The organism is Micromonospora sp. CNZ309, assembly GCF_002846525.1.
Window position 1 is genome coordinate 5,192,293 of sequence record NZ_PJNG01000001.1, and the last position, 18,873, is coordinate 5,211,165.

The 18,873-nt window shown below is 74.2% G+C and carries 21 protein-coding genes; 15 read left to right on the forward strand and 6 right to left on the reverse strand.

The features are described from left to right. The first annotated feature begins 67 nt into the window (after positions 1-67). The 3 genes from CLT72_RS21920 (at position 68) to CLT72_RS21930 (ending at position 2,954) form a co-directional block, all read left to right on the forward strand. On the forward strand, positions 68-1,525 hold the full coding sequence (locus tag CLT72_RS21920) for a PAS domain-containing sensor histidine kinase (protein ID WP_101413379.1): 1,458 nt from the start codon (positions 68-70) through the stop codon (positions 1,523-1,525). A gap of 67 nt (positions 1,526-1,592) precedes the next feature. Next, the gene (locus tag CLT72_RS21925) at positions 1,593-2,009 is read left to right on the forward strand and encodes an ATP-binding protein (RefSeq protein ID WP_199184788.1); all 417 of its coding nucleotides are present in this window, start codon (positions 1,593-1,595) and stop codon (positions 2,007-2,009) included. Between the two features lie 60 nt (positions 2,010-2,069). Next, the gene (locus tag CLT72_RS21930) at positions 2,070-2,954 is read left to right on the forward strand and encodes a DUF5926 family protein (protein ID WP_101413381.1); all 885 of its coding nucleotides are present in this window, start codon (positions 2,070-2,072) and stop codon (positions 2,952-2,954) included. A 72-nt stretch (positions 2,955-3,026) separates the two neighbouring features. Here the strand turns inward: CLT72_RS21930 and CLT72_RS21935 are convergent, their stop codons facing one another. Then, the gene (locus tag CLT72_RS21935; RefSeq protein ID WP_101413382.1) at positions 3,027-4,265 is read right to left on the reverse strand and encodes an arginine deiminase; all 1,239 of its coding nucleotides are present in this window, start codon (positions 4,263-4,265) and stop codon (positions 3,027-3,029) included. A 163-nt stretch (positions 4,266-4,428) separates the two neighbouring features. On the opposite strand from CLT72_RS21935, the gene CLT72_RS21940 reads away from it, so the two are divergent. The 5 genes from CLT72_RS21940 to pheA all read left to right on the forward strand — a co-directional run bounded on the left by CLT72_RS21940 (position 4,429) and on the right by pheA (position 7,975). Then, entirely contained in the window at positions 4,429-5,169 is a 741-nt protein-coding gene (locus CLT72_RS21940) for a hypothetical protein (protein ID WP_101413383.1), read from the forward strand. A 176-nt stretch (positions 5,170-5,345) separates the two neighbouring features. Next, positions 5,346-5,804: a hypothetical protein gene (locus CLT72_RS21945; RefSeq protein WP_089002866.1), complete on the forward strand. Its 459-nt coding sequence runs from the start codon at positions 5,346-5,348 to the stop codon at positions 5,802-5,804. 75 nt (positions 5,805-5,879) lie between these two features. Then, entirely contained in the window at positions 5,880-6,269 is a 390-nt protein-coding gene (locus tag CLT72_RS21950; protein ID WP_101413384.1) for an ACT domain-containing protein, read from the forward strand. Between the two features lie 215 nt (positions 6,270-6,484). Beyond that, complete coding sequence (locus CLT72_RS21955; protein ID WP_101415318.1) at positions 6,485-7,012, forward strand: hypothetical protein; 528 nt, start codon at positions 6,485-6,487, stop codon at positions 7,010-7,012. A gap of 9 nt (positions 7,013-7,021) precedes the next feature. Beyond that, on the forward strand, positions 7,022-7,975 hold the full coding sequence (gene pheA / locus CLT72_RS21960; RefSeq protein ID WP_101413385.1) for a prephenate dehydratase: 954 nt from the start codon (positions 7,022-7,024) through the stop codon (positions 7,973-7,975). Positions 7,976-8,207: 232 nt separating this feature from the next. On the opposite strand, the gene CLT72_RS21965 is transcribed toward pheA, so the two are convergent. The 3 genes from CLT72_RS21965 to CLT72_RS21975 all read right to left on the reverse strand — a co-directional run bounded on the left by CLT72_RS21965 (position 8,208) and on the right by CLT72_RS21975 (position 9,907). After that, positions 8,208-8,930 (reverse strand): AIM24 family protein, encoded by a 723-nt coding sequence (locus CLT72_RS21965; protein ID WP_101413386.1) that lies wholly within the window; start codon positions 8,928-8,930, stop codon positions 8,208-8,210. Positions 8,931-9,021: 91 nt separating this feature from the next. After that, positions 9,022-9,366, reverse strand: coding sequence for a metallopeptidase family protein (locus CLT72_RS21970; protein ID WP_172896728.1), 345 nt, complete (start codon positions 9,364-9,366; stop codon positions 9,022-9,024). 109 nt (positions 9,367-9,475) lie between these two features. After that, positions 9,476-9,907, reverse strand: a complete 432-nt coding sequence (locus CLT72_RS21975) for an OsmC family protein (protein ID WP_101413387.1) — start codon at positions 9,905-9,907, stop codon at positions 9,476-9,478. A 112-nt stretch (positions 9,908-10,019) separates the two neighbouring features. Between CLT72_RS21975 and CLT72_RS21980 the strand changes: the two genes are divergently transcribed. The 3 genes from CLT72_RS21980 (at position 10,020) to CLT72_RS21990 (ending at position 12,654) form a co-directional block, all read left to right on the forward strand. Beyond that, the gene (locus CLT72_RS21980; protein ID WP_101413388.1) at positions 10,020-10,766 is read left to right on the forward strand and encodes a hypothetical protein; all 747 of its coding nucleotides are present in this window, start codon (positions 10,020-10,022) and stop codon (positions 10,764-10,766) included. A 254-nt stretch (positions 10,767-11,020) separates the two neighbouring features. Continuing rightward, positions 11,021-11,842, forward strand: coding sequence for an HAD family hydrolase (locus tag CLT72_RS21985; protein ID WP_101413389.1), 822 nt, complete (start codon positions 11,021-11,023; stop codon positions 11,840-11,842). Further along, positions 11,842-12,654: an HAD family hydrolase gene (locus CLT72_RS21990; protein WP_101413390.1), complete on the forward strand. Its 813-nt coding sequence runs from the start codon at positions 11,842-11,844 to the stop codon at positions 12,652-12,654. Before CLT72_RS21985 ends, CLT72_RS21990 begins: the two co-directional genes overlap by 1 nt. Positions 12,655-12,687: 33 nt before the next feature. On the opposite strand, the gene CLT72_RS21995 is transcribed toward CLT72_RS21990, so the two are convergent. Further along, positions 12,688-13,296: a bacterial proteasome activator family protein gene (locus CLT72_RS21995; RefSeq protein WP_089002858.1), complete on the reverse strand. Its 609-nt coding sequence runs from the start codon at positions 13,294-13,296 to the stop codon at positions 12,688-12,690. Between the two features lie 83 nt (positions 13,297-13,379). On the opposite strand from CLT72_RS21995, the gene CLT72_RS22000 reads away from it, so the two are divergent. Together CLT72_RS22000 and CLT72_RS22005 are read left to right on the forward strand one after the other, a co-directional pair. Next, positions 13,380-14,177: an alpha/beta hydrolase family protein gene (locus CLT72_RS22000; RefSeq protein ID WP_101413391.1), complete on the forward strand. Its 798-nt coding sequence runs from the start codon at positions 13,380-13,382 to the stop codon at positions 14,175-14,177. An 80-nt stretch (positions 14,178-14,257) separates the two neighbouring features. After that, a complete protein-coding gene (locus CLT72_RS22005; protein ID WP_101413392.1) occupies positions 14,258-15,454 on the forward strand; it encodes an ABC transporter substrate-binding protein in 1,197 nt (398 codons plus the stop codon). Positions 15,455-15,501: 47 nt separating this feature from the next. Here CLT72_RS22005 and ddaH read toward each other — a convergent pair whose 3' ends face one another. After that, a complete protein-coding gene (gene ddaH, locus CLT72_RS22010; protein ID WP_350822656.1) occupies positions 15,502-16,335 on the reverse strand; it encodes a dimethylargininase in 834 nt (277 codons plus the stop codon). A gap of 59 nt (positions 16,336-16,394) precedes the next feature. On the opposite strand from ddaH, the gene CLT72_RS22015 reads away from it, so the two are divergent. Then, positions 16,395-16,853, forward strand: a complete 459-nt coding sequence (locus CLT72_RS22015; RefSeq protein WP_089002854.1) for an Lrp/AsnC family transcriptional regulator — start codon at positions 16,395-16,397, stop codon at positions 16,851-16,853. A 99-nt stretch (positions 16,854-16,952) separates the two neighbouring features. Continuing rightward, on the forward strand, positions 16,953-18,836 hold the full coding sequence (locus CLT72_RS22020; protein WP_101413394.1) for a beta-propeller domain-containing protein: 1,884 nt from the start codon (positions 16,953-16,955) through the stop codon (positions 18,834-18,836). The last annotated feature ends 37 nt before the right edge of the window (positions 18,837-18,873 follow it).

Below are 18,873 nucleotides of genomic sequence, written 5' to 3' on the forward strand. Positions count from 1 at the left end.
GCGGGCCGGTCGTGCCGAGCGCCGGGCAGGGGTGTCCCGGGACGGGCCGGCGGGGCACACTCGGAGCATGCCGGAGCGCACCGATTTCTCCGCTCTCATCGCCGGCCACACCACGGTGATCGAAATGATCAACTCGGGCGGCACCGGCCTGCCGGTGCTCATCCACCTGCTCGACGTGGCCCAGGCGGCGCTCGGTGCGGCGGGTACGGCGTTCGTCGAGTTCGCGCCGACCGGTGGCCGGGTGATCGCCGCGACCGGCGCCGCCGAGTGGGCCGTCGGCCGCCCCGTGCCGGCCGACGACCCCGCCACCGTCTGCCTGCTCTCCGGCGCCCGCGTACGCCAGGCCCGCACGGACGAGCTCACCGGCGGGCTCTGCGGCGAGCTCGCCGAACGGGGCCTGCGGCGGATGGTGGTCTCCCGCGCGGAGGTCGGCGGCCTGACTGTCGGCAGTCTGCACGTGCTCTACCCGGACGGCGCCGACCGGCTGGACGCCGAGCAGCACGTCGTGGTGGGCTACGTCGCCTCCTGCATCGCCCACATGTACGGCGACCAGACCGGGCTGCCCGTGCACGGCGACGGGCCGGTGGTGGCGGCGCTGGCGGACGGCCTGGCCGTGGTCGACCGCGACGGTCACGTCCGGCTCTGGAACCCGGCCGCCGCCCGGGTCACCGGCCGCCCCACGGACCAGGCGCTCAACCGGCCGCTGCCCTTCCCGCTGCCCCCCTCCGGGCGGGTGCTCGACCACCGGCTGCCGGACGGGCGCTGGCTGAAGATCACCTCGGGTGAGCTGCCCGGTCCCGGCACCCTGCGGGTGGTCACCTTCCGCGACATCACCGACCAGCAGCGCCGCGACCACGACCGGGACCTCTTCGTCGCGGTGACCAGCCACGAGCTGCGTACGCCGGTGACCGTCATCAAGGGCTACGCGGACACGCTCACCGACCACTGGGAGTCGCTGACCGAGAACGACCGGCGGCAGGCCGCCCGGGTGATCGGGCAACGCGCCAACGAGCTGGCCCGGCTGGTGGACCGGCTGCTCTCCTCCGCCGCCGAGGCGGGGCCGGGCGACGATCCCCCCGCCCCGTACGACCTCGGGGACGCGCTGCGCACGGCGGCGGCCGACCTGCCGGCGGAGCTGCGGCAGCGGATCGTCCTGCGCCTCCCCACCGACCTGCCGAAGGCGCTCGGTCACCGGCCGAGCCTGGCCACCATGCTCACGGAGCTGTGCACGAACGCCGGCAAGTACTCCGCGCCGGACTCGCCCGTCGAGATCACCGCCGGGGCCGACGGGTCGACGGTCTTCTTCCAGGTCGGCGACCGGGGCGTCGGCATCCGGCCGGAGCACGTGGAGCGGGCCTTCGACCGGTTCTGGCAGGGCGAGTCGGGCGACCGTCGCCGCTATCCCGGGGCCGGACTCGGCCTCTATCTCGTCCGTCGGATCGTTGAACAGCAGAACGGATGGGTATCCCTACGGCCGAGGGCCGGTGGCGGTACGGTCGCAGAGGTGCGGCTGCCCCGCGGGTGACGGCGACGGGCAACGGGGGCGTGAAGGGGCGAAGGTGTCGACGGGAGCTGCCGATCGGGCATGGTGCGTGGTGGTGCCTCACCACCCCGCTGGGGCACGGCTGGCGCGGCGGCGGCTCGCCGAGGAACTGACCGACGTCGTACCCCCGCCGCTCCTGGCCGACCTCGTCGCGGTCCTGGCCGAGCTGGTGGGCAACGCGGTCCGGCACGCGGACCCCCTGCCCGGCGGGGTGGTCCGGGTGGCCTGGCGGCTACGCGCCGCACTGGGCGGGCAACAGGTGCAGCTCCGGGTGACCGACGGCGGCGCCGCCGCGGGCCCCACCATGCGGGTCGCCGACACCGACGCCGCCGACGGCCGGGGGCTGCACATCGTCTCGGGGCTGGCCGACCGCTGGGGAGTCGAGCGCGACGGCCTGGGCCAGAGCGTGTGGGCCGAGTTCGACCCGACGGAGATCACCCGGTCGGACCTGGCCGTGGCCGGCTGACCGACCGCGAGGGCGGGTCCTGCCCCCGCCGCCCGGCCGGGGCCTCTAGGCTGTGTCGCCGTGAGCAAGCGTCGAAAGAGCCAGCGGGCCGCCGAAGCCACCCCCAAGCGGGAGAAGGTGCGGGACATCTTCGTGCCCCGACCGTTCGAGGGGCTGACCGACGAGCCGGAGTGGATCGCCCTGCGGGAACTGGTGCCGGCCGCCTCGGCGCCGCTGCGGCTGGCTCCCGCCCTGGTGGAGGAGTTCGGCGACCGGGAGGCCGTCCTGGCCACCGTGCTGCCGATGGCCACCCCGGCCATGACCAAGCCCGACGGGCGGGTCCTCATCGGGCTCCAGCGCCACATCCAGTCGGGCGACGTCTCCCGGGACCTGGCCGAGGCGCTGCTCTGCGCGCTGCGGACCGAGCCGGGGCGCCCCGTGGCCGTGCCGCCGCTGCCCGGCCCCGGCCCCCGGTTGCAGGACGTCCTGGTCGACGGCCCGCTGGAGGTCAGCATGCACGACGGGTTCGAGTTCTGGCTCGACCCGGGGGCCGGCGACGACCCGAACGTGCAGGCGTCCCTGGAGCGGGCGAACGCCGCCATCTACCCGACCGTCCGGCTCACCGCCGCCCGCGCGGCGTACTGGTGCCAGGTGCCGGAGAAGGCGCACGTGCGCTGGGTGCTGCCCGACGACGAGGACGCCGCGCTGGACGCGCTGGCCCGGCTGAGCGTGGCCGGCACGCTGGTCCTCGGCGGGAACACCCGGTTCGCGGGCATGTTCCGGGCCCACGGCCGGCTGGTGCCCGTCTGGGACCTGCCGGAGGACGTCCCGGCCGCCGACTGGGAGCAGCCGGTCGCCGACTTCGCCAAGCGGTACGCGGAGGCCCTCGCCGAGCCGGCCCCGCTGGACGCCGCGGGCCGGCGGGCCCGCCACGGCCTGCTCGGCCGCCAGCTCACCCTGCGCTGAGCCGGGTGCCCCCGCCGTCGCGGCGGGGGCACCGGGCCCGGCCCGGCGGCCTCCTGGTCCGCACCGGTACGGCTACGGGCGGCCGGCAGGGGGCGTTCCCGCCCCGCCCAGCGGCTCGCGGACCAGGGGACAGGACATGCAGCGCGGCCCGCCCCGGCCCGAGCCCAGCTCCGAGCTGGCGATCGGGATGACCTCGATGCCGGCCCGCTCCAGCTGCGCGTTGGTCTCGGTGTTGCGCTCGTAGCCCACGCAGAGCCGGGGCGCGATCGCCAGGGTGTTGTTGCCGTCGTCCCACTGCTCGCGTTCCGCGGTGACCGGGTCCAGGCCGGTGTCGATGACCCGGAGCTGGGGCAGGTCCATCGCGTCGGCGGCGGCCCGCAGGAACGGCGCCGGGCCGTCGACCCGCGGGTCCGCGCCGTCCGCGCCGGCGATGACGGTGTACGCCGACAGGGTGTGGGCGATGTTCGGGTACATCAGCACCGCGTCGACGTCCACCATCGTGCAGACGGTGTCCAGGTGCATGGTCGCCCGCTCCTGGGCGATCGGCACGACGAGGATCGTGTGCGCGAGCCCGGCGGCGAAGACCTGCCGCGCGAGGCGCTCCGCGCCGGCCGGGGTGGTCCGCTCACCCACGCCGACGGCCAGCACCCCCGGCGCGAGGAGCAGCACGTCGCCGCCCTCCAGGTGCTCCAGGCCGGGCTGGTAGACGAGTTCCGTGCCGGCGAAGCGCGGGTGGTGCCGGTAGATGGCGTCGGTCAGCGTGGTCTCGCGCCGCCGCGCCGGCATCGCCAGGCTGGTCACCCCGACCCGGTCGCCGACCCAGAACGAGGAGTCCCGGGTGAACAGCAGGTTCGGCAGCGGGTCGATGACGAAGTCGTGCCGGTCCATCAGGGAGTAGACGAGACCGCCCGGCCGTTCCCGGCTGACCCGCAGCTCCTCGTGGGCCAGCCCGGCGATGAGCACGTCGGCGAGCGCCACCGGGTCGAGGTACGCGAGGTGCTCGGCGACCCGGGCCCGCAGCGAGTCGCCGAGCCTCGGCGAGCGGAGCACCTGCTCGGTGAGTTCGGCCCGCGCGTCGGCGACGGCGAGCGTCTCGGCGAGGAGGGTGGCGAGGTAGAGCACCTCGACGCCGCGCTCGCGCAGGGCGGCGGCGAAGGCGTCGTGCTCCTCCTGGGCGCGTCCGACCCAGGGGATCGCGTCGAACAGGAGCGAGTCGTTGTTGCGGGGGGTGAGCCGGGCGAGTTCGGGGCCGGGGCGGTGCAAAAGCACCGTACCGAGCCGACCGACTTCGCTGTCCACGTAGTGGGTCACCCTCGCAGCGTAGGGCAGGGTTTGGCGGCATCCGATAAAACAGGGGTGGATGAATATGGCATTCATCCGCACTCACTCCGGCGTTCCAACTTGCCGACACGGGGGACTGGCAACGTAGGGTAGTGAGGACATAACTTCGAGGGACCTTTTGCCGGAGGTCGCGATGACTGTCTTTCCCACTCGTCGAGCCGTACCGTCCAGTCGGGCACTGCCGCCCGCAGCGGTGCCACACCCCCGCGTGGAGTCGCCGGGGGTGCTCGCGCCCGTCCGTCCGTCCCCGTTGGAGTGGGCCCGCCGCCGTCGCGCGGAGCGGGGCGCCCGGCGGCTGGAGGCGGCCGGGGCACGGGCGCTCGGCCGGCTCGACCATCTCGGGCCCGCGTGGCACGTCATCGAGTGGCCTCGCACGGACGCGACCGACCTCCTGCTCGACCACGAACGCGACGAACGCGCAGGCTTCCTCGCCATCGGTCCGAGCGGGCTCTTCGCGGTCACCATCGCCGACCACGGCCGCGCCCGGGTGCTGGTCGCGGGCGACGTGGTCCAGATCAACGGGAAGCGGCCGCCCTACGTGGCCGAGGCCCGCCGCGACGCCAAGCGCGCCAGCAAGGCCCTCTCCGACGCGGTGGGGCTGCCGATCCCGGTGACGCCGGTGCTGACCTTCGTCGGCTCCGGCGTCATCAGCGTCTACGGCCTGCCGAAGGACTGCCTCATGGCCACCCACCGCGAGCTGGACCGCCTGCTCGTCGCCGGGGGGAGCCGGATCAGCCCGGCCACGGCCGAGAAGCTGTCCCGGGTCGCGCAGCACCCGGAGACCTGGCTGAACGGCGCGTACCGTCCGGCCGCCGACTACCGGTGGTACGAGGACGGCCGAACGGCCGCTGACAAGCCGGCCAACCGACGGTAACGTCACCGGCGACGCCACGCACCCGGGCGCCGGTCGGCACCCGTCGGCCGCGCCGTCGCCGGCCGCCTGGTCAGGGCATTCCCTCACCCACCGGCGGCCCGGCGACCCCGCGCGGTCGGCGACACCCGCGACGACCGGCTAGCGTGGACGGACCGTCGGTGTACATAGGAGGCGCGGTGGCCCACGTCGAACTCTCGCTCTCTGACGTGTTCGTGCCCGCGGCGGGAACATCGACAGAGCAGGAGTTCGACAACCTCGGTCGGTGGTCGTCGACCGTCTCCAGCGCCGCCGAGCCGTGCCTGCTCATCGACGCCGGAACGAGGGTCGTCGCCGTCTCCGACGCCGGTTGCGAACTGCTCTGCCTGGGCGACCCGGAGGACGTGACCGGGCTGCCGCTGCTCGACGGCGGGCTACGGCTGCTCGACTTCACCGCCAACCGTTGCGAGCTGACCGAGCCCGAGATCGACAAGATCCCGCCGCTGCTCGCCCTCTCCTCCGGGCGCCTGGCCCGGGGGCTGCTGCGGGTCCAGGGCGCGTCGGCCGACGCGCCGGACTCGACCGTCGACGCGATCTCCACCCCGGTGTTCACCAGGGGGACGGTCGCCGGTTCGCTCACGTTCTTCTCCCCGGTCTGACCAGCGGCGGGATGTGGCGTTCGCCGCACGCGGCGAATCTGGGGCGGGCCCGTACCGAGGCCGTAAGGTGCCCTCATGCTCGATATCGCTCTGCTGCCGGGGAAGTACGCCGTCTGCCGCCTGGCCGCCGGCTCCGCCCTGCCGCCCGAGTTGTCGGGCGGGCTGAGCGACGGCGACGTCGTCACGGTGAGCTGGACGGCCGACGGGATCTCGCTGATCTGCCCCGCCGACCGGGCGCCCGAGCAGGCCGACGGGGAGACCGCCTGGCGCTGCCTGCGGGTCGCCGAGCCGCTCGACCTGGCGGTCAGCGGCACCCTCGCCGCGCTGGTGGAGCCGCTCGCCGCGGCCCGGGTCAGCGTGGTCGCCTTCTCCACCTACGACACCGACTACCTGCTGGTTCCCGCCGTACGGCTCCGCGAGGCGACCGCCGCGCTGGAACGCGCCGGCCATCGCGTCCTCGGCTGATCTTCACCCGGCCGCCGGTTGCTCCTAGGATGGGCTCGGCCTCCCGGCCGCAGTGACGCTCCCCGATGTCCCGAGGATCGGCCGTGCCGCCCACCCCCTCGCGCCACGACACCTCCGCCCGACCACTCGGCCCCGCCGCCGGGCCCGGAGCGGATCGGTCGCGCCCGCACCCCGACCGGCCGGCCCCGCCGCCGTACGCCCGCCGGACCCCGGCCATGCCGCACGCCCGACGGCTCGCGGCCGTCGCGCTGCTGGTCGCGGTGCCACTGGCCGGCTGCGGCATCCCGCCGGAGTTGCGCGAGCCCGCGTCGACCACCGCCCCGACCCGCTCCGCGGTCCCCGCGACGCCCAGCGCCCCACCGACTTCCCTGCCCCCCACCGGCCTGCCGGACACCGGGGCGGTCACCCCCACGCCCGACTCCGGCCTGGTGGCGGTCCCCTGCCCCGACGGCCCCTCCGGGGCGCGGATCGTGGACCTGGTGCGGGGCCGGGGCGGCGTGCTGCCGAACGGCGTCCGGGTCCGGGTGCGCACCGGGCCGCTCTGCGCCGGCGAGTGGCACTACACCGTGCTCGACGTGACCGGGCACGAGACGCTCCAGGTGGTCACGCAGGGCCGGCCGGGCGCTCCGCGGCTGGTCACCGCCGGCACCGACGTCTGCACCGCCGAGGTCCGTGCCGCCGGGCCGCCCGGCATCCGGACGCGTGTGTGCGACGCCGGGTCGCTCGGCGTACCTGGTGCGTAGGCTGTCGCCATGCCGGGAACACCGCCGACGCGCTTCGTCTACCTCGGGCCGGAGGGCACCTTCGCCGAGCAGGCGTTGAACAGCATCCCCGCCGCCGAGCGGGGCAGCCGCACGCCGGCGCGCAGCGTGCCGGAGGCGCTGGAGAGCGTACGGGCCGGGGAGGCCGACGCGGCCCTGGTGCCGCTGGAGAACTCGATCGGCGGCGCGGTCGGGGTCACCCTGGACGAACTCGCCGAGGGCGAACCCCTGGTGATCACCCGCGAGGTGGTCCTGCCGGTCGAGTTCGTGCTCGCCGCGCGGCCCGGCACGGCCCTTCCGCACGTGCGCAGCGTCGCCGCCCACCCGCAGGCGTCCACCCAGTGCCGTGGCTGGCTGCGCACGCACCTGCCCGACGCCGTCGTGGTCGACGTGCTCTCCAACGGCGCGGCCGCCGCCGGAGCCGCCGCCGACGAGTACGACGCGGCGATCTGCGCCCCGATCGGTGCCGGCCGGCACCGGCTCGACGTGCTCGCCGACAAGATCGCCGACCACCCGGACGCGGTGACCCGCTTCGCACTGGTGTCCCGTCCCGGGCCGCCCCCGCCACCGACCGGCGACGACGTGACGTCCCTGGCGGTCTACATCGCGCACGACCGGGTGGGCGCGTTGCTGTCGGTGCTGATGGAGCTGGCCGTCCGGGGGGTCAACATGAGCCGGATCGAGTCCCGTCCGACCGGCGAGGCCCTCGGCCGCTACGTCTTCTTCCTCGACTGCGCCGGCCATGTGGCGGACGTCCGGCTCGGCGAGGCGTTGCAGGGGCTGCGCCGGGTCTGCGCCGACGTGCGTTTCCTGGGCTCGTACCCCCGGCAGAGGTTCCCCGGGGCGGGCGACCGCCCGATCCCGGCCCCGGCCGGCCTCTCGGACGCCGACTATGCCGACGCCGCCGCCTGGCTGGCCCGCCTCCGCGCCGGCGACCTGAACTGAGCGCGGCCCCGGTCACGCTTCTCGCCGCCGACAGCGGTCCGGAAACGACGCGACCCGCACCGTCGACGGCAAGCACGGCACGGCCCGGCGCGACCCTCACCACCGGTGCCGGGCCCGGAACCGGCACGACCCGCGCCACCGACGGCGGGCCCGCAACGGCACCGCCCCCGGCGGCGTCGGGTCCGGCGGGGCCGGGCGAGCGCGGTGCGGGGGCGGTGGCGGGTGGTGCGGGTCAGCTCAGCAGGCCGCCGAGCAGACCGCCCTGCTGCTCCTGGGAGCCGCTGCCCATGATCGGCGGCTCCTCGGAGGGCTGGACGACGACGAAGCCCTGCCCGGCGAAGCTCATCGTGAACGACTCGCCGGTGCGCCGACCGAGCAGCGTGCCGAGGCCGAGCTGCTCGGCGCGGTGGTAGCCGGTCTGGAGGTTGGCCGACCAGCAGACCGCGGCCTGCGGGTCCACGTAGGTGGGCGCGTCGACGCTGAGCACCACCGGGGTGCCCTTGGTGGTGATGGCGATCCGCCCGTGCCCGCTGAAGACGCAGTTGAACAGGCCCGACGAGGACGCCATGCCGGCCCCGCCGACCATCCGGATGTCGTACTGGAGGGTGGAGTCGAAGGCCAGCACGCTGGAACCGTTGATCGAGAGCGCGTCGCCGGGCTCGAGGTCGATGACGTGCACGTCCTTGGCGAAGTCGGCGAGGAAGACGTCACCCCGGCCGGAGACCTTCATCAGCGGGACGCCCTCGCCGGTCAGCTTCTGCTTCAGGAACTTGCCGAGCCCGCCGGAGCCGAGCGCCTGGAACTGCACCTGCCCCTGGTAGGCGACCATCGACCCGACCCGGGCCATCGCCTCGCCGTTGAGTTCGATCTTCAGCATCTTGGAGTTCTGCAGCCGCATGCCGGGCTGCGCGGACTCCTTCTCAAGGTTCTCCGCCGAGAACAGCTCGCTGCGCATGGAAGTGCCTCCTGAGTTCGTGGTACCTGGACCGACGGTAGGCGACCGTGGCAACCGCCGACCACCGGCCGACCGGCCCTGCCACGCCCCGTCAGCCCCAGCCCAGCTCGTGCAGGCGGGCGTCGTCGATGCCGAAGTGGTGGGCGATCTCGTGCACCACCGTCACCGCGACCTCGTCGACGACGTCCTCGTCGTCGTCGCAGATGCGCAGGATCGGGTTGCGGTAGATCAGGATGCGGTCCGGCAGCACGCCGGCGTAGTCCCAGCCCCGTTCGGTGAGGGCGTGCCCCTCGTAGAGGCCGAGCAGGTCCTCGCCGGGGGGCGGGTCGTCCTCCACCAGGATCACGACGTTGCTCATCAGGGCGAGGAGTTCCTCGGGCACCTCGTCGAGCGCGTCGCCGACCAGCTCCTCGAAGCGCTCGCGACTCATCTCCACCGGCACCCCGCCCATTCTGCCCGACGACCCGGCCCGCCCGCGCCGGTCGGGAGGGCGGACCGCCACGGGAACGTGCCTCCCGTGGCGGTCGACGCCGAGGGTGGGACGGTCAGGAGGCGAGGCGGGCGGTCAGGCTGATCTGGGCGCCCGGGGAGAGCAGGCGGGAGATCGGGCAGTTCTCCTTGGCGCTCTCCGCGAGCTTGGTGAACTGCGCCTCGTCGATGCCGGGCACCTGGCCGACGGTGTCCAGCTCGATGCGGGTCACCGTCATTCCGGCGTCGGTCTTGTCGAGGTGGACCTTGGCGGTGGTCTCCACGGAGGTGGGGGGAGAGCCGGCCTCGGCGAGCGCCTTGGAGAACGCCATCGAGAAGCAGCCGGCGTGGGCCGCCCCGATCAACTCCTCGGGGTTGGTGCCCTCGCCCTCCTCGAAACGGGACTTGAAGGAGTAGTTCCCCTGCAACCCGCCCTTGCCGGTGCGGATCGTGCCGGACCCCTCGGTGAGGTTGCCCTGCCACTGTGCGGAAGCGGTACGGATAGGCATGCACCCGACGCTAGCCCACCGGCCACGGGCCGGCGACCGTTCACGCTCCGCGTCGCGGGGTGCGTACTGTGTCATGATTCGGGGCAGGCCCGCGAACGCGGAAGGGTGGCCGATGTCCCAGGATTCCCCCATTCCCCGGCAGGAACACCGGTCCGACGGTGCGGCCGTCCTGGAGTGGGGCACAGCGGAGCCGGCCGGGCCGCGCCGGTTCGGGCGTACGTTCTCCGGCCTGGGCCGGGACCGCCGACTGCCGGTGTTGCTCGCGGGGCTCGGCGCGGTGGCCGCCCTCGCCTCGATGCTCGGCGAGTGGCAGATCATGACGATCCCCAACGGCGGGCCGCAGGGCAACACGCCGCTGCGGGTGCCGGGCGGGGTGTCCGACATCGGCGGCTTCGGGGTGGGCTACCTGGTCGGGCTGTTCGCCCTGGTCTGCGCGGTGGTGCTCGCGCTGCGCGGCACTGGCGCGGTACGTCCGAACGCCCGGCTCGCCGGGCTGGCCCTGGCCGTGGCGCTGCTGGGGCTGCTGGTCGCGGCCGCCGCCTCGCTGGACGAGGCCGCGCAGCGGGTCTTCTTCTACTCCACGGACGACGGGTTCCAGGTCGAGTACGGCCGGGGCCTGGTGACGGCGTTCGTGGCCTGTGCCCTGTTCGCGGCGGCGCTGAAGCTGGCCCCGGCCGGCGCCGCCCCGCCCGCCGGGAAGGCGGACGAGGGGCGTGAGGCGGACGACGCCGACGACCCGGAGCCGGTGGGCTGGCGTCGCCGCAGGGCGCGGGACGTGGCGGACGACGGCCCGCCCGCGCCGGCCGACCTCACCGTCGGGCCGGCCATCCCCTTCGCCCGCCCCGAGCTCCAGGACTGACCCGGCTCCGCTCCCGCCCGCCCGGCCCGGCCCAGCGCGCCCGCCCGCCCGGCGAGGCCCGGACCGGACCGCCGGCCCGGTGGAGGGTCCCGGACGGGGACATCGGCGGGCCGTCGTCCGTTGGCACGGCATTCGCCGGAACGCCATGGCCGGTGCCCCTCCCGCGAGGTACGTTTGCTGCCCGCCGTCACTCGGGGTCGAGGCACCGAGGACCGAGACGGCTGGCTGCGACGGCGGCGGGCGAAGGAGGAACGATGACCCGCCCGGGACTGCCCAAGCTGATCGCCACGGATCTCGACGGGACGCTCGTCCGCAGCGACGACACCGTCTCCGCGTACACCCATGAGGTGCTCGACCGGGTGCGGGCCGCTGGGATCCCGGTGGTCGGTGCCACCGGTCGCGGGCCCCGGCTGGCCGAGATGACCCGCAACGACATCCGCGCCGCGGACTTCCTGGTGATGGCCGGCGGCGGCCGGGTGGTCGACCAGAGCGACCCGGCCGGGCCGGTGGTGCTGCGCGACGAGCGCCTCTCCGCCGAGGTGCTGGCCACGCTGCTGGCCGACCTGGAGGCGACCGTCGGGCCGCTGACGGTGATGGTCGAGGCGTCGGACGAGCACGGCGCCCCGCTCTGGGGCGACTACCACGCGAGCTGGCCCTACCAGAACGAGTTCGAGACGCGCAGCCGCGCCGACTGTCTCTCCTGCGACGTGATCAAGGCCTTCGTCCGGACCGCCGACCACCACGTCGACGAACTGCTCGAGGTGGCCCGGCGGATCGTCCCGCCGGAGGTGGCCACCCTCACCCAGGCCGGGCTCGACTTCGTCGAGATCTGCCCGCCGGGGGTGGACAAGTCCACCGGGCTGACCGTGGTGGCGCAGCGCCTCGGCGTCGACCCGGCCGAGGTGCTGGTCTTCGGTGACATGCCCAACGACCTGCCGATGTTCGAGTGGGCCGGCTGGGCCCGGGTCGCGGTGTCCAACGCCCACCCCTTGGTCCGGTCCCTCGCCGACGAGGTGACCCTGCGCAACGACGACGACGGGGTGGCGGTGTACCTCGATCGGCTACTGTCCCGCTGATGGGAGAGGCACCACGGCTGATCGCCACCGACATCGACGGCACCCTGCTCCGGGACGACCGCACGCTCAGCCCGCACACCGCCGAGGTGCTGGCCCGGCTCTCCGCGCGGGGCACGCCGGTCGTGCTGGTCACCGGCCGTCCCATCCGCTGGCTGAAGATGGTGTACGAGCAGCTCGCCGAGCCGCTGCCGGCGATCTGCGCCAACGGCGCGGTGGTCTACGACCCGGTCGCCGACGAGGTGCTGCGGGCCGACCCGCTCGCCCCGCAGCACCTCGCCGAGGTGGCCCGGCGGCTGCGCGCCGAGGTGCCCGAGGTCAGCTTCGCGGTCGAGATCGTCGACAGCCGGCAGATGCGGCACGAGGCGCACTACCCGCTGCGCTGGGACGCCGACCACGACGCGATCCGGGCGGTCGAGACCCCCGAGGAGCTGCTGGCGGCGCCGGCGGTGAAGCTGCTGGCCCGCTCGGCGGAGCAGGATCCCGACGCGTTCGTCGCGCTGGTGGCCGCCGCCCTGGAAGGGCTGGCGGAGGCGACCCACTCGTCGTACTCGGGGCTGGTGGAGATCTCCGCGTCCGGCGTGACGAAGGCGGCCGGTCTGGCGTGGTACTGCGCGCGGCTGGGCATCGACGCCCGGGACGTGCTCGCCTTCGGCGACATGCCGAACGACGTACCCATGCTGACCTGGGCCGGGCGGGGAGTGGCCGTGGCGAACGCGCACCGCGCCGTCCTGGAGATCGCCGACGAGGTCACGGCGGCGAACTCGGCGGACGGCGTGGCCGCGTACCTGGAGAAGGTCTTCGGGGTGGGGTGAGCGGCCGGCCGGGGTCCCCGGCCGGCCGGACGATCAGAGGTACTGGCCGGTGCTGTGGCCCTCGCCGCCCTGCGGCGGCTGGCCCATCCCCGGCATGCCGGGCAGCATGCCGGCGCCCGGGCCGCTCGGCAGCGCCTGCCGGCCGGAGCGCATCTGCTCCAGCTGCACGCGGGCGGCCATCTGCTGCGCGACCAGGGCCGCCTGGATGCCGTGGAACAGGCCCTCCAGCCAGCCGACGAGCTGGGCGTGAGCGATGCGCAGCTCGCCCTCGCTGGGCGCCTTCTCCTCGGTGAAGGGCAGCGAGATGCGCTCCAGCTCCTCGCGCAGCTCGGGGGCGAGCCCCTCCTTCAGCTCGACGATCGACCGCTCGTGGATCTCCCGCATCCGGTGCCGGCTGGCGTCGTCGAGCGGGGCGGCCTTGACCTCCTCCAGCAGCTGCTTGATCATGCTGCCGATCCGCATCACCTTGGCCGGCTGCTCGACCAGTCGGGTCGGGTCCTCGCCGTGTGCCTCGTCGGTCTGCACGGTGCCGACGGGCCGCCCGTCCGGGCCCACCACCACCACCGTTCCGGAGCGACCGGTGCCATCCTGGCCCGGCTCGTCGTTCTGTCCAGCGGAGTGCGCTTCGGTCATGGGAACCATCTTTACCCAGCCGCGAGCGCCCATGCGTCCGGGGACCGATCCCCGACCTCGGATCCGCACGTGATCCGCGCTACGGTCGCGCCATGCCCGCCGACCCCCGCGACGTGCTCAGCCGGCCCACTGCGGCCCCCGACGTCACCGTCTCCTACGGCGACCATCCGGACCAGGTCGCCGACCTGCGTCTTCCCTCCGGGTCGGGCCCGGCCCGACGGCTGGTCGTGGTGGTGCACGGCGGCTTCTGGCGGGCCGAGTACGACCGCCGGCACACCGACCCGCTGGCCGTCGGGCTGGCCGCGCTGGGCCACCCGGTGGCCCAGGTGGAGTACCGGCGGACGGGGCAGCCGGGCGGCGGCTGGCCGGCGACGCTGACCGACGTGCTGACCGGCGTGACGGAGCTGCCCCGGCTCGCGGCCGAGGCGCTGCCCGGCCGCGTCGCCGCCGGGCCGCCGCTGCTGGTGGGCCACTCGGCCGGGGGACACCTGGCGTTGTACGTGGCCACGACCGCCCCGGCCGCCGTCGGCGGCGTGCTGGCGCTGGCCCCGGTGTCGGACCTCGCGGAGGCGTACCGGCTGGATCTGGACGAGGGGGCGGTGGCCGCGCTGCTCGGCGGCGGACCGGCGGAGCACCCCGAGCGGTACGCCGAGGCGGATCCACGATCGTCGGTGCCAGCACCAACACGCACAGTAGTCGCGCATGGCGCACTGGATCAGCAGGTGCCCATCGCGATGAGCCGGGAGTTCGTTGCGGCCGGTCGCGCCGCGGGTGGCGATATCGCCCTTCTTGAACTGCCAGAATGCGAACATTTCGGGCTCATCGATCCGGAGTCGGTGACATGGCCGCAGATCACGGCTGCTTTCCGATCGCTCCAGGAAGATCGTTAGGCATTGACGCAGCGTCGCTGACCGGGTAGAACGCCGAGGGGGCGTGATCCGCCCTGCAACGCTCCCCCGGAAGGAACTCGGTGTCGCAGATGAACCGCAGGCGGGCCCTCCAACTCCTGGCCGCTCTCGGTACGGCCGGACTGGTCGCCGGATGCGGCACCGACGACGCCGACGGCGAGTCGGCCAGCCCCGGAAGCCCCATCAAGATCGGCCTCGTGGCGCCGACCAGCGGCGGCCTCAAGGCGATCGGCGATGAGATCACCAACGGCTTCCAGCTCTTCCTCGACCTCAACGAGAAGCTGCTGGGCGGGCACCCGACCACCCTGCTCACCGCCGACGAGGGCGAGAGCGTCAAGACCGGCAAGGCGGCCGTCGAAGGGCTGCTCAAGCAGGGCGTACTCGCCCTCACCGGCGTGGTCGACGCGAACGTCATGTCCGGCATCCGGGACACCGTCGAGCAGGCCCGCGTGCCGCTGATCGGCTCCAACGCCTCGCCGTCCAGCCTCCAGAGCGTCGTCTACATCTGGCGGACGTCGTACGTGCTGGACGAGGCGGGCCGGGCACTGGGTCGCTACCTGCGCGAACAGCTGCCGGACTCGGCACGGCTGGCGATCATCGCGCCGGACAGCGTCCCCGCCCAGGACGTCATCCGGGGCTTCCGGCAGGAGTTCGGCGAGTCCGACCCCCGGATCAAGGACGCCACGGTCTCCACGGGCGTCCACACCAACCCGTCGAAGTCCGCGTACCGGGCCGACATCCGCACGGCGCTGGGCCGGAACCCGTCGGCGGTGTTCTGCTTCTTCGCCGGGCCGGCGGCCGTCGAGTTCATCAAGCAGCTGCGCATCGAGGGGTTCACCGGCAAGGTGTACGCCCCCGGCTTCCTCACCGAGGGCGCGGTGCTCGGCAGCGTCAAGGCCGAGGACGCGCTGGGCATCCAGACGGCCCTCAACTACTCGTCCGACCTGAACAACACGGCCAACCGCCGGTTCGCCTCCGCGTACCGCAAGAAGCACGGCACCTCGCCCACCACCTACGCGATGGCCTCGTACGACGCCGCGCAGGTGCTCGACCAGGCGATCCGGATCGCGGGCGGTTCACCCAACCCGCAGCAGGTCAACCTGGCCCTCGGCAAGATCGGCCAGATCGACAGCCCGCGCGGGCTGTGGCAGTTCAACCAGCCCCGTACGCCGCAGCAGAAGTGGTACCTGCGCGAGGTGCAGCTCGACGGCCAGGTCCTCTCGAACGTCCTGGTGACCGAGCTGGCCACCCTGGGCTGATCCCACCCACCGTGGGTGGGCGGGTGGGGCGGCACGGCGGAAGCGGGTCAGGGGCGGAGTTCGGCGATGCAGCACTTCACGCTGCCGCCGCCCTTCTTCAGCTCGGCCAGCTCGACCGGGACCGGGTGGTAGCCGGCCGCCTTCAGCTTCCCGGCCAGCCGGGTCGCCTCGCTGTTGAGCACCACGTTGAGCCCGTCGCTGACCAGGTTGAGGCCGAAGGTCAGGGCGTCCTCGGCGTCGGCGACCACCGCGTCGGGGAAGAGCTGGGTGAGCACCCGCTGGCTGGCGGCGGAGAAGGCGCCCGGGTAGTAGACGACGTTCTCGTCGTCGATGGAGGCGAGCGCGACGTCCAGGTGGTAGAAGCGCGGGTCGACCAGGCGCAGCGACACCACGGGGCGGCCCAGCGCCTCCTGCGCCTCCGCGTGCGCCGGCAGCTCGGTACGGAAGCCGTGCCCGGCGAGGATCAGCCCACCGTGCGCCTCCGGCAGGTACGCGAAGTCACCCTCGCCCTCGTTGGTCTCGATCGGCGCGATGAACCGCCAGCCCCGCGACTCGTAGAAGGCCCGGTGGGCGGCGGCCTCGGCGGCCCGCTGCTCGTGCTTGAACTGCGCGCCGTAGACCGTGCCGTCGACCACGAACGCCCCGTTGGCCGCGTAGACCATGTCGGGCAGGCCCCGCTCGGGCGTCAGCAGGTGCACCTCGTGGCCGAGGCCGACCAGGGTCTCCCGCAGCCGGTCCCACTGCTTGACCGCAAGCTCCGAGTCGACCGGGGTGGACACGTCCATCCACGGGTTGATCGCGTACTCGACCGCGAAGTGCTCGGGCGAGCACATGAGATATGTCCGCTTTCGCGGGACTCGCTGCTGGTTCACGGTGACCAAGGGTAGGTACCCTCGAACTTTGGTAACAGCCACAACCGTTGCTTCCCAGAGGCGGAACGTTGCAGATAGATGCCGTAGACCAGCGGATCATTGCGTTGCTCGTCGCGGACGCCCGCGCCTCGTACGCGGACATCGGCCAGCGGGTGTCGCTCTCCGCCCCGGCGGTCAAGCGGCGGGTCGACCGGCTGCGGTCGGCCGGCGTGATCCGGGGCTTCACCGCCGTCGTCGACCCCGCCGCCGTCGGCTGGACCACGGAGGCGTTCGTCGAGTTGTTCTGCGCCGGGCGGACCACGCCGGCGCAGATCGGGGTGGCCACCCGCCGGCACCCCGAGGTGGTGGGCGCGTACACCGTCTCGGGCGAGGCCGACGCGCTCGTACACCTGCGGGCCGCCGACATCGCGCACCTGGAGGCGGCGTTGGAGCGGCTGCGGGCCGAGCCCTTCGTGACCTCGACCCGGAGCACCATCGTGCTCTCCCGGCTGGTCGAGTCCCCCGGCGTCGGTCCCTCCCCCCGCTGACCCGCGCGGGCCGCCGGCGAGACGGCACCCCGGGAGAAGCGGCGCGGAAGGGCGGAGGAAGGCCGGAACCGCCCGGCGGCCGGGCGCGTCGAACCGCCCATGACACGGGGAGCCCCCATCTTCGCGGTCGGCACGCTGGCCGCCCTCACCCTGCTCGGCGGCAGCGCGATCCCGGCGGTGCCGCCCGATCCACCGGGCCCCAGGCAGCCGACGGCCGCGCCCGTTCTGGTCTCCTACGACTCCTGCGCCGAGGCGCTGGCCGGGCTCCGCGCCGCCGCCACGGCCTCCGTCGGCCCGTGGGGCTTCGGTGACGGCTGGCGTACGGGGGCCGCCTTCAGCGCGGCCGCGAAGGGCGCATCCGGGTCCCGGGCGTCGGTCCAGTCCGCCCAGCCCGCGCAGGAGCACTCCACGACCAACGTGCACGAGGCCGGCGCCGACGAGCCGGACCTCGTCAAGACCGACGGGCGGCGGATCGTGACCGTCACCCGGGGCGTCCTGCGGGTGGTGGACCCGGCCGCCCGGCGGGAGACCGGCCGCCTCGACCTCACGCGGACGATGCCGGAGCTGAGCTGGGGGGAACAGGCCAGCCTGCTGCTGCACGGCGACCGGGCGCTGGTGCTGACGCAGGTCGGCCCGGAGATGCAGCCGGCGACCCGTGGCGGGCGGCCCCGCACCACCCCGCGCCTGATCCTGGTCGACCTCGCGGGCACGCCACGGGTGCTCGGCACCTACCGGATGGACGGCAACCTCATCGACGCCCGGCAGACCGGGTCCACCGCACGCGTCGTGGTCCGCACCGGCCCCCGGCTGGCCTTCCCGTACGCCGAACGGGGCACCGACGCGACGCGGACCGCCGCCAACCGCGCGGTGATCGCCGCCGCCGGGGTGGAGGCGTGGCTGCCCGCGTACGAGTGGACGGCCGGGGCGGAGCGGCACGCCGGCCGGGTCGGCTGCGACCGGCTGAGCCGGCCGCCCGCCTGGTCCGGCACGACGATGCTGACGGTGCTCAGCTTCGACCTCGGCCGCGACCGCCTCGGTGACGGCGATCCGGTCAGCGTCGCCGCCGACGCGACCACCGTCTACGGCACCGGGACCAGCCTCTACCTCGCCGGGGAACGGCCGGAGACGACCCGGCCCGGCCCGCCCGGCGGGGGCGTCCGGCGGCGCGGGCCGCAGGTCACCGAGATCCACCGGTTCGACACCGGCGCGCCCGGGCGTCCCCGCTACGTGGCCTCCGGCTCGGTGCCCGGCTCGCTCGTCAACCAGTACGCGCTCTCGGAGTGGCAGGGGCACCTGCGGGTGGCCACCACCACCGGCGAGACGTGGGGCGCCCGCCCCACCTCCGAGTCGGCCGTCCACGTGCTGCGCCCCGACGGGGGCGCGCTGGTCCGCACGGGCGCGGTCACCGGCCTCGGCCCCGGCGAGCGGATCTACTCCGTGCGCTTCCTCGGCGGCTCCGCGTACGTGGTCACGTTCCGGCTCACCGACCCGCTCTACGCGGTCGACCTGACCGACCCGACCGCGCCCCGGGTCACCGGCGAGCTGAAGATCACCGGTTACTCGGCGTACCTGCACCCCCTGCCGGAGGGCCGGCTGCTCGGGGTGGGCCAGGAGGCCGACCGGCGGGGGCGGACGCAGGGGCTCCAGGTGTCGCTGTTCGACGTCCGCGATCCGGCCCGTCCGAGCCGACTCGACCAGTGGCACGTGCCGAGGGCGTACTCCGCGTTGGAGCACGACACGCACGCCTTCCTGCACCACCCGGAGACGGGCCTGGTGGCGTTGCCGGTCGGCGACGACGTACGCCTGCTGCGGGTGTCCGGGACCGACATCGGTGAGGTCGGCACGGTCTCCCACACCGGAGCGTCGGGCCCGGTGCTGCGGTCGCTGCTGGTCGGGGACGTGCTCTGGACCGTCTCCGCCGCCGGCCTGCGGGCCACCGACCCGGCCACCGCCCGGAACCTCGACTGGCTCCCCGTGACCTGATCCTCCCTCCCCGGCGGGTGGGGCCCGGTTTCTCGGG